Genomic DNA, 11,934 nt, shown 5'->3' on the forward strand with positions numbered 1-11,934 from the left:
CACTACTAACCATGTTTGTTATGGTAATCTACCGGACACGATCTAACCTGATATTTCTTGACCTACCTTTACCCCACACGATCGCCGATAAATTCCAAATTTTGGGAAGATTTTTCCTAGAAGGGCGGGTTTATTTAGATTGTCATTAAGCTGCCTAAATTAGGGTTAACCCTCCCCTACAATATCAGTCAATTTATGGTTGAATGAAAATACCGATCGCATTATGGACTCTCGCAGCAGTAGACGGCGGGCGATCGAGCAAACTCCCTCCCAAATACAAACTCGTCGAACTTCCCCCATCCAAATTTAAAGCCTCCACAGCACCCATTTGCTGCAATATCTGCGCCAGTTCCGCAAAATTTGGGCCCGCCCCGCCCGCGCGATTGTGCACCGCTACAATTAGCAAATTCCCCGAAGCAGTTCGCCCGATCGCACTCCGAATCGCTGTCTGTCGAACATAGGCATCGCTAAACCCTTCCGCCTTAGCATCCAAAACAACTCGACTGTTTTGTACCAACACCGGCCCGCCGCCTAGAATGTAAGGAAAACGGTTAAAATCTGCCGGAATTGTGTTAGTTTCCAAACGCAATAAAGTGCCAGCAGTTAATTGAGAAGCAGGGGGAAAATTGGAACGCAAAGCCAAAACATAACCGTTTGCTGGAATCGGGAAATTTGTTGTTCCCGGCGCGCCTCCGGGAGATTGGCTGACAACTCTATCGCCCGCAACTGTCACAACTATTTCATTATCAGAAAACGGAGTATAAGTTTTTCCCCAATCGGGATTGTAGCGGCCGATTCCTGATGTCACGTAGGCACTATTTAACTGTGAAAGAGACAAACGTTGATTTGCAGGAGTTATTAAAGTTTCTTGCAAAGTCAAACGAGCGATCGCAAATTCGCCCCGATCGTTCCAAGCGATCGCCCCCCGATTCAAAATTGACCCGGAAAGCCATTTATTTTCCCGCCGAATCGCGCCTAAAGCTAATCGATTGATGCGATTGAAAAATCCGGCATTAATTGCAGCCGCAGTTCCAGAAAGTTCTGCTGTTTGCAATAGAGGTGCAGTACCTAGATCTGTCGGCGGATTGCTCAAAAGCGGTCTAATTTTGACACCGGATTGGCGGGGATTAATTTCTAACCCAACTACGGGAAAACGAGCGGTTCCTAAATTTTGATATTGCTGCCGCCACCGCACGCCCGGAGCCCAAAGAATGTTTTTTTCTACTAGGGAATCCGGGCGAATGTCGATAACTAATCGATTGGGATTTCCTAAACTGAAAACTTGTGGCCGCCAACCTAATGGAATTTGTACCTTGACTTTGGTTTGATTCCCCGCAGGTTCGATTTTTAACGATCGCACTTGTTTGCTGGTTGCAAAAGCGCGATCGATCGAAGTGCGATCGATCTTGGCATCGATCGCGATCGACCATTCTTGAGTGGCGATCGGCGCTGCGGGCGCTAGCGGCTGCGAGAGCGCGGGTTTGGTCGGGTCGTCTGGTGTTTCGAGGTTTCGGGCTGGGGGCGCTGTCTGCTGCGGGATAGCGGGCTTTGTGGGGTCGTCGGGAGTGTCTCGCGGTGGGGTTGTTGGGGACGGGCTCGGTGTATCGACGAAGTTGACTTGCCAGGGGGCGGGGCGATCGAGATCGAGCACTGTGCGATCGCCCCATTCTCTCGCTGCTTGCCGAATGCCAGTAATATTGGCAGTTGGAGAAGTAATTTTTAGAACATTGCCCTCAGCAGATATCTGCCAGCCTGCAAGTTTAGCAAAATCTGTAACATCTAAGTAACGATACGGGCCTGTTGCCCTGGCTGTCAAACTTTTAGCATCGGTGAAAGATACCGAAAACCACTGCACCGGTTGTTTGGTACTGTCGGCGGTGTTGAGCAAATCCACTCCCGCACTTTGCATCAAGCCCACATCAGCAATCCAAATTCGGAAATTTGCCGAAGTGCTGTTTGTTGGCTGCACAGTCCAAGCTAAGGGCAGAATCCGGCCGTTGAGAGACACTTGGCGGCCTTGTTTAATTCTGGCAACTGGCGGTACAGATTGAGTCAAATTGACCTCCGTTAATTCACGATTCAGGAACAAGGAAGAGGGCAATAAATTGTGTAATGGATTGGAGGAAAAATTAGAAGTTCTCCCACTCGAAGCCTCTTGCGCTCTTCCGGGTTGATTCCAAAGCAAAGACTGGGCGATCGCCAGTACAGGTAAAATCGAGACTGACAATATTGAACGCCAATAATACCAATTACATTTCATATCAAATCCGTTAGCATCGGAATAGTAAATTCACTGTTGACTGTTGACTGTTGACTGTTGACTGTTAACATCATAAAGAGTGCAACCGGAATTGATATCACAATTTACAACTCACAATTTTAATCCTCAACGCATATAGCAATCCTAAATCCTTTGTGAATTTCTTACTCCCTCTCCTTAGCAAGGGGAGGGTTGGGGCAGGGTAAAAAGTTTACGAGTCATTTAGGATTGCTATAGGTATCTAGAAACCCGGAATATCCCTATGTTTCTTCTTACTAAACGGCGCTAATTGCGTTAAATTCTAGCACGAACTGCTCATGCCGGAATAGAAATCACAAACTCCGAACCCTGTCCTAGGGAAGAATTCACGAGTAACGTACCTCCATGTTTTTCCACAACAATTTGGTTAGCGATCGACAATCCCAATCCAGTTCCTTGACCCACAGCCTTAGTTGTAAATAAATGGTTAAAGATGTTTTCCTTGACTTCCTTCGACATCCCCGCTCCATTATCCTTAATCCGAATCAAAACCTGATTTTTATCTTCGCTCAGAGCAGTTTGAACCGTGATTTGATTAGGTAGGACTTTAATTTCACTAAAACTGCGCCCCTTATTTGACTCTTCCAGAGCATCAATGGCATTAGCCAGCACATTCATAAATACCTGGTTCAACTGTCCGGGAAAGCATTTTACTAGGGGCAAGTTACCATACTCTTTCACAACTTCAATAGCAGGGCGTAACTCGCTCGCTTTTAATCGATGCTTTAGAATCAGCAGAGTGCTGTCGAGTCCGTCGTGAATATTGAAAGAAACTGGTCGATCGCTATCCGCCCTCGAAAACGTTCTCAAACTCGTACTGATATTACGAATGCGATCGACTCCCTCATTCATTGAGCTAATCAATTTCGGCAAATCTTCTCGCAAATACTCCAAGTCCATCTCCTCAATTTCTGATTCAATTTCCACTCCCGGAGCGGGAAATTTTTCTTGATACAAATCGATCAAGTGGAATAAATCCCCCACGTATTCTTGAGCGGGTTGCAAATTGCCAGCGATAAAGCCTACGGGATTGTTAATTTCGTGGGCTACCCCTGCGACTAAATTTCCAAGAGCAGACATTTTCTCACCCTGCACCAATTGCAGTTGCATCTGTTGAAGATTGTGGATAGAGGACTCTAGTTTTTGGGCATAATCCTGAGATTGTTGATACAATTGGGCGTTTTGTAAGGAAATTGCAGCTTGCGAGCAGAGGATGTTGAGTAGGGTGACGCGATCGCTCGTAAATACTCCCGTTGCTAGATTATTTTCTAGATATAAAATGCCCATCAACTTCCCTTGATGCAAAATCGGGCTACACAAGATACTTTTGGGCTGCTGACGGATGATATAGGGGTCATTGGCTAAGTTCGCATCGGCACTTGCATCAACTATTACAGCAGTTTGCTTGTCATGCTTGACTTTGTAAATCAGTCTGTGGGGAATGTCCTGGCTATCTTCAATGGGAATACGCTGCAAGACAACTGGCTTTGAACCTGTGGTAATTGACCCTTTGATTAACAGGCGCGAGTCTCGCATGAGCATGAACACGCATTTATCAGCCCCCGCGTTTTCGATGACGATCGTCATCAACGATGAAAGTAGATTTTCCAGTTCGATTTCAGCGGAAATAGTATGAGAAGCTTTGAGAATAGTAGCTAAATCTAAAGCCACAGAAACACTACTACTGGATGTGGCCGAACTGGTGGAGGTGACATTACCCCATGTTAAGAGAGTTTCGTGAGCGGAGAGAGGAGAAAGGGTTTGCTCTAATATAGGTGTAAGTAGTTGAGGATAGCGAGCTTCTAAGTCAGCGACTTTGGCTTTTGCACCCCAACGAGCGTAGGCATAGTAGGCTTGGATCATGTATTCCCCGGCTATGCGCTTTTTGCCCCAATCTAGGTAGAACTTTGCTGCCAGTTCGTTAGCAAGTGCTTCTTCTTGCGTATATTCGTTGGCTTTGGCTCCAGAAATTGCCTGGTCGTAAAACTCAATTGCTTTGGCTTTTTGTCCGAACACTCGACATTTTTCTGCCTCTACCAAATCAACCTTATGTTGATAATTTATGGGTGCATGATGCGCCCATTGCTGTAACTTTGTTTGGTTTTCTATTACACCCTGCAATGTTTCTGATGTTTCATCTAACTGTGGATTTAATTGTGCCAAAGTTAGCAGAGAATCATAAAGATAAAATACTGGTTCGGTGACTAATCCCGCACCAGCCATAAAATAGCGCCTGACTTCAATAGCATGATTTTTCGCTGGCTCAATTTCTCCAAACAAGAAACAAAGCATTAGTTTATACAAATGGAAAATATACAATCCATATCCATCTTTGGCAGACTCTAGCTGCGGTCGAAATTCTGTTTCTTCAAGGGCTTTTCCAGACAAAACGGTGGTATGTTCTGCCAAACCCAGCAGATTTAAAACAGGTTGCCAATAGATCCGGCAATAATTTGCGGTTGTCAATTGATTTAATTGCATCAAACTATGGCAGTAGGCGCTAATATCCTGCTCTAAGGTAGCCAGGGATTGATTACACCAAAAAGAATTGAGGCAAAAAGTGTGCCCATTATATCCAGCAAGTACCAAGTTTCCAAATTCTATGGCACTGGTGTAACCTTCTTGCAAGAGGGGTAGTGTTTCTTTAATGTGAGATTTGCGGTGTACAATAAATATCCCCAAGATCATCAAAACATCTGTTTTACTTGCTTTGGCATCGAGTTTTGAAATAATCTGGAGTGCCAGGGAACCAAACTGCGATCCTGTATCTATTTGTAAGAAATTGCAGAGAATATTGCCATAGGTTGCATAGCCTAAAGCAGAAGTCGATGTGTTACCGTACTGAATTGATAGTTTAACGGACAAACTATTCAGCAATGGGTACAGCGCAGAGCCAGTGAGGTAAGCGGCTGGGATAATGATATTGACAATTTTAAGACTACCTAGTTTTTCTGCATCTGTCATTTCAGGCAAGTGAACCAAATCAGCGATTTCCCGATCTCCAATGAGTTCCTCAATCTGTTGGATTTCCTGTTGAATATCTGATGGTGTCGGTGTTTCAGGAAAGGTTATACCAAGCTGTTGTAAGACTTGTTGGCCGATCGCGATCGCTGATGTCAGTTTACTTTGGGAAATATGAGATTGAATTCTGATGCAGTAAACATTGACTTTTTCAGGTAAGGAGCGTGCCTGTTGAATGACAATATCAATGAATTTTTCCATAGCCTCAAAGTTGCCAGTTAGCATTGCCACTTCCGCCGCTAATTCATGCAAGGCGAGGGTCATTTCATACTGCTGCTGCCAAGCATTTTTATCCAAAAGAGACAATCCCACTGTCGCATATTCACGCGCTGCTTGATAGGCGGTTGAAGTTTTAGCTTTGCGACAGGCAATTAAATTGAGTTGAGCTAATTCTTCTCGTTCTGTTGGTTGGGTAATTAAAACAGTTCCGTGATTTAATTGATTGACGATTTCAAAAATACGGTCTTCTCTTGCTTGTGTGGAAATCTGTTGCAGCAGCAGTTGTCCGATTTGGTAATGAGTCGCCTGTTTTTGGTCATCAGGAATCAGGGAATAGGCAGCTTGTTGGACGCGATCGTGTAAAAACTTGTATTTTGGTAATTGGTCGTGGGTAATTGATAATTGGTTAAATTCCTGACCGTTCCCGATTACTAATTCGCTATTCCCCTCTGCTTGATAAAACTTGTAAATTTCACTAACAGGTAAAATTAATCCTTCTTGCAGCGCCTTCCATAGAGCTGTTGCGGTTTCTACTGGCAAATTTTCATCAACAATTGCTAACGTCGCCAAATCGAACTGATTGCCAATACAAGCAGCTAACTTTAAAATTTCCTGTGTCCTGGTTGGCAACTTTCGCAACTGAAGTGCCATGAATTCTACTACATCATCCGTTAGTGCCAAGGTTCGCACTAGAGCAATATCGCACTGCCAATACCGAGCTACAAAATTAAATTCAATTAGCCCATCTTCATGCAAAGATTTGAGGAATTGTGTGCTAAAAAATGGATTGCCTAGGGTTTTTTGATAAACGAGTTCTGTCAAAGGCAGAGCCAATGCTGTAGAACAAGCTAGAGTATCGGCCACTAAACTATTTACGTCGGCTCGATCGAGGGGAGCTAAGGTAATAGTATTCACCTTGGCTGCGGTTTTTTGAATCTCTGCTAACGTCAGCATCAATGGATGCGCTGGAAATACTTCGTTATCCCGATAAGCTCCTATTAATAAGAGATAGCAGTTATCAGTAGCGCTCATCAGCAGTTGAATTAATTTTAACGATGCTGAGTCTGCCCATTGCAAATCGTCCAAGAAAATCACTAAAGGATGTTCTTTTCTTGTGAATAATTGAATGAATTTTTCCAACAACAAATTAAAGCGATTTTGACCGGCACTGCCAGAAAGTTCTGCGACTGGCGCTTGCTGTCCGATAATCCGTTCGAGTTCGGGAATGACTTCAACGATTACCTGAGCGCTATCGCCCAAAGCTGCCAAAATCTCCGATTTCCACTGCTCAACTTTAGCATCTGTTTCCGATAGCAATTGTCCCATTAAATCGCGAAAAGCTTGGACAAATGCACTAAAGGGTAGGGTGCGTTGGAATTGGTCGAATTTACCTTTTATAAAGTAGCCTCGCTGTCTGACAATTGGTTTGTGAACTTCGTTGACGACGGCGGTTTTGCCAATGCCGGAGAAACCGGCAACCAGGATCATTTCGGTGCTGCCGCCACTGACGCGCTCGAAGGCGGATAGCAGGGAGAATACTTCGCTTTCTCTACCGTATAATTTTTCGGGGATGATGAAGCGATCGCACAAATCTCGCTTCCCTATACTAAAGTTAGTCAGCTCCCCTGTCTCTTGCCACTGAGATAAACAAGTTTCCAAATCGTACTTGAGTCCGATCGCACTTTGATAGCGAGCTTCAGCATTCTTCGCCATCAGTTTGCTGACAATCTCAGACAGCACTAATGGAACGTTCTGGTTGACGATTGAGGCTGGGATAGGCTGCTTGGCAAGGTGGCAGTGTACCAAATCCATTGCATCGTCTGTTTGAAATGGTAACTTTCCTGTTAGTAATTCGTAGAATGTCACTCCTAGCGAGTAGAAATCTGTGCGGTAATCAATGCCCCGATTCATCCGGCCAGTTTGTTCTGGAGATATGTAGGGTAAAGTGCCTTCGAGGACGTTGGGATTGTGAATTTCTTGGGTTTCGCGAGGTAGCAGTGAGGCGATGCTGAAGTCAATCAGCTTGACTTCTTTGCTGGTGGGGTTAATTAGAATGTTGGCGGGTTTGAGGTCTTTATGGATGACGTGGTGGCGATAAAGTCCATCGAGCGAGTTGGCAATTTGAATCGCAATCGGAAGAAATTCGTTAACGGGCAAGCCTTCTACAGGTTCCTTGCTAGCTGCTGCTAGACTAGCGAGGTAGCTACTTAAGGAAATTCCGCCAAAGTCTTCCATCACCAGAGCATAGTGGTTATGGTAAGTCTCCAGACTGTATGCCTTAACACTGCCAGGAATCTCTAAGTTTTTAGCAATGATGTACTGGTTGCGGAAGTGAACGAGTTCATTGAAGCGGGGAAAGTCATTTCGCAGAAGTTTGATCGCGACGGGCTGCCCATTGGAACACCGAAAGCCACGATAAACTAGAGTTCGATTTCCTGAGTATATTTGCTCGTTAATGTGATATCCGAGAAAAAGATTTGTGATATTAGTCATACCTACGTATTCCTACTGCTTTTGTCAAGCCTGAAGCTTCTTAGATTTAATATCTAATATTGTGGCTCTATCTGGCGCAATATTAATTTAATTACATTTTTCTTAACATATTTTCGAGACTGAATTATGAAATAGTAATTTTTGAAGCAAGACTTGAATCTTTTATATAAGAGCTATTTATAATCTACTTGCAAACAATTAAAATAACTTAGCTAACGCTGATTTAACGACATCAATTCAGAGAATAGAAACTTAAGAACTTAATAGGTCTAGCATAATTAGGGAATGATTTTTGAAACTTTAGTCCCTAAAGAGATTGAGATTGTTGATTCAAAAAGGCGGCGCTGGCTTTACCAGATACTCCACAAGATGTCAGAAATCCTGGAAATAGCTTTCATTAATGAGTAACAAAAGTTTGTGGGTAAAAAAAATACAAATTAGAGTTATGGACAACTGTCAACCTTTTTCGGCAAGACATCTTAGCCTGGGTTCTGAGCGATCGCTGACAAGACTTGCGCGCAAACTCGGACTTTAATGGGTGAAATTTTATCAATTTTTTGATAGACTTAATGTTCGCGACCTGAAAGTTGACTGCAAAATAAGACAGATTTCACCAGTTGTGAACCGCGCTGCTAGATTGCACCTACCGACTGAGCGGGCAGGTGGCTTTTGTGTCTGCTGGCGCTAACGAAAGCAACTCAACAGCGCAGTCAGCAAAATAACGCTAAAGTTACTATCTACCTGATTCCGCTGCAAGGCTACCCTTGCGGACTCAGGGGAAAAACACCCAAAAAACCCGCGCTAGCGCAGCTATCCGGTAGGGAATTGCCTGCAATGTCTGTAGTTGCAGGGCGGCGATTGCCCAAAGAATCACAGCTTTTTCACAGCAGGGTATTCTAGGAGACATCTCCGAGGCGATGCGAGCGACATAATTTAAAATTGGCAAACAGAGTTTCAGTGCTAAGTACAGACCGCATCGACGTAAATTTTGATCGAATCAGCTTGCTATGTGCTGTTTTAAAGTTTACTAGGCTCCACCGCTCGGCTGCCTTCTCTCTCCGAGCTATAAAAACGCATCAACCACACAATCACCGAAATAAAATTCAATCATGGGTAATACGATAGATCCAAACAGCAACGTGCATCAGACTCAACGAGGAACTCCCTATGCCGGCCAAAGCTGGTTAGTGGAAGAAAGAGATGCCTGCGGTGTAGGCTTTATTGCCAACCAAAACGGTAAAGCTACTCACTCGCTGATTCAAAAAGCTCTGCCAGCCTTAACTTGTCTGGAACACCGCGGCGGTTGCAGCGCCGACTCTGATTCCGGCGACGGTGCCGGTTTGATGACGGCGATTCCTTGGGAATTGCTGGATGCTTGGTTTGCCGAACAGGGAATTGTGCCTCCAGCACGGGAAAACTGCGGCGTGGGAATGCTGTTTTTGTCTCAAGATAAATTTCAAGCGACTATAGCGCGGCAGGTGGTTGAGCAAGTTCTGACCGATCGCGGGCTAACACTTTTGGGATGGCGCAAAGTTCCCATTGTACCCTCGGTTTTGGGCCCGCAAGCGCTAGAAAATCAGCCTCAAATCGAACAAGTAATTGTCAGTTCACCGGACTTAACCGGAGACGAACTCGATCGGCAGTTATTTTTGACCCGCCGCACGATCGGACACGCCCTATCAAATCGCCCCAACTTCACCCGCCGAGAATTTTATACTTGCTCTTTCTCTTGCCGCACGATCGTCTATAAAGGCATGGTGCGATCGGCCGTACTGGCAGAATTTTACCCTGACCTGAAAAATCCCGCTTATAAAAGCTCCTTCGCCGTCTATCACCGCCGCTTCAGCACCAACACCATGCCCCGCTGGCACTTGGCCCAGCCGATGCGCTTGCTGGGACACAACGGCGAAATTAACACGCTGTTGGGCAATATTACCTGGATGAAGGCGCGACAAGCCAATTTGTCTCACCCGAATTGGAGTCAAGCCGACATCGACACGTTCAACCCAATCGTCAATCCCGAAAGCAGCGATTCGGCCAACTTGGACAACGTGATGGAATTGTTGGTACACTCCGGCCGCACCCCCCTAGAATCCCTGACAATTCTGGTGCCGGAAGCCTACAAAAATCAGCCGGATTTGGCAACCTATCCCGAAATTGTAGATTTTTACGAATATTACAGCGGCATTCAAGAACCTTGGGACGGCCCGGCCTTGCTGGTATTCAGCGACGGCAAACAAGTAGGTGCTACGCTCGATCGCAACGGTTTGCGTCCGGCCCGCTACTGCATTACTAAAGACGGTTTGGTAATTGTCGCCTCCGAAGCCGGAGTTGTCGATATTCCCGAAGCAGATATTGTCGAAAAAGGCCGTTTGGGGCCAGGACAAATGATTGCAGTTGACCTGCAAACCCACGAAATTCTCAAAAATTGGCAGCTAAAACAGCGCATTGCTAAGCGCCACCCCTACGGCGAATGGCTGAAACAAAACCGCGAAACCTTGGAACCGCAGCCTTTTGCGGAAACGGCAACCCTGGAACCGCAAACACTCTTAGCAACCCAAACTGCTTTTGGCTACACCGCCGAAGATTTGGATATGGTGATTGTGGAGATGGCGAGTTCTGGGAAGGAACCGACTTTCTGCATGGGCGATGACGCTCCTTTGGCCGTACTCTCAGAAAAGCCTCAGTTGCTGTACAACTATTTCAAACAGCGGTTCGCTCAAGTGACAAATCCGCCGATCGACCCCCTGCGCGAAGGGATGGTGATGTCACTCACAATGAATGTGGGCTTGCGGGGCAATTTATTGCAAACAATCCCGGAAAATGCCAAGCTGCTAAAAATTGATTCCCCGGTACTCAACGACGCTGAACTGCATTTCTTGAAAGACCAAAAGTCTTTCCCCGCCACCGAATTGTCCACTCTTTACAAAATTTCTGCAGGGCCCGGAGGTTTGAAAACCGCAGTCGAGCAACTTTGTCAAGAGGCGGCTCAAGCGGTACGCGAGGGTTCAAGAATTCTGATTTTGAGTGATCGAATCTCGAAGGAAGAACGAAGAAGGAAGAACGAAGAAGGAAGAAGGAAGAAGGAAGAAGGAAGAGGGGAGAGGGGAGAAGGCGAATCTGCTGTGGGATTGAGTGCTGAATGTACTTATATTCCGCCGTTGCTGGCAGTTGGTGCGGTTCACCACCACTTAATTAGCGTTGGGCTGCGGATGCAAACTTCGCTAGTTGTCGATACCGCCCAATGTTGGAGCACTCACCACTTCGCTTGTTTGATGGGTTACGGTGCGGTGGCTATTTGCCCTTACTTGGCTTTGGAAAGCGTGCGCGGTTGGTGGTTTGACACCAAAACTCAAAACTTGATGCAGCACGGCAAAGTTCCCAAAATTACCGTCACTGAAGCTCAAGCTAAATACCGCACAGCGGTGGAAAATGGCTTGCTGAAGATTTTGTCGAAAATGGGGATTTCGCTGCTGTCTAGCTATCAGGGGGCGCAAATCTTTGAGGCGATCGGCATTGGCGGTGATTTGCTCGATTTGGGCTTCAAAGGCACTGTTTCTCGCATCGGCGGTTTGAGTGTCGCGGAACTGGCTAACGAGGTAATGTCTTTCCACAGTCAGGCTTTCCCAGAATTGATTCTGAAAAAGCTGGAAAACTTCGGCTTCGTGCAGTACCGCCGGGGCGGTGAATATCACATGAACAGCCCGGAAATGGCTAAGGCTTTGCACAGGGCTGTGACTACTTTTAAGGCTCAGACTAACGGTAACGGCAATGGGGCTGCCTCAAAAATGACACCAATTGGTGACAAAAATCCTGAAACTGCCACCGAAGCAAAAATGACACCAATTGGTGACAAAAATCCTGAAACTGCCACCGAAGCAAAAATGACACCAATTGGTGAC

The 11,934-nt window shown here is 45.7% G+C and carries 3 protein-coding genes; 1 reads left to right on the forward strand and 2 read right to left on the reverse strand.

All coding sequences use genetic code 11. The annotated features are described in order from the left end of the window. Positions 1-193: 193 nt before the first annotated feature. Entirely contained in the window at positions 194-2,260 is a 2,067-nt protein-coding gene (locus tag QUB13_RS00615) for a phosphodiester glycosidase family protein (RefSeq protein WP_333377722.1), read from the reverse strand. A gap of 315 nt (positions 2,261-2,575) precedes the next feature. After that, on the reverse strand, positions 2,576-8,032 hold the full coding sequence (locus QUB13_RS00620) for a trifunctional serine/threonine-protein kinase/ATP-binding protein/sensor histidine kinase (protein ID WP_333377724.1): 5,457 nt from the start codon (positions 8,030-8,032) through the stop codon (positions 2,576-2,578). 1,109 nt (positions 8,033-9,141) lie between these two features. Between QUB13_RS00620 and QUB13_RS00625 the strand changes: the two genes are divergently transcribed. Next, the coding region (locus QUB13_RS00625) for a glutamate synthase central domain-containing protein (protein WP_333377727.1) at positions 9,142-11,934 on the forward strand (2,793 nt) is incomplete at its 3' end.

This window comes from Microcoleus sp. B4-D4, assembly GCF_036705185.1.
In the GTDB taxonomy this organism is placed as follows: domain Bacteria; phylum Cyanobacteriota; class Cyanobacteriia; order Cyanobacteriales; family Microcoleaceae; genus Microcoleus.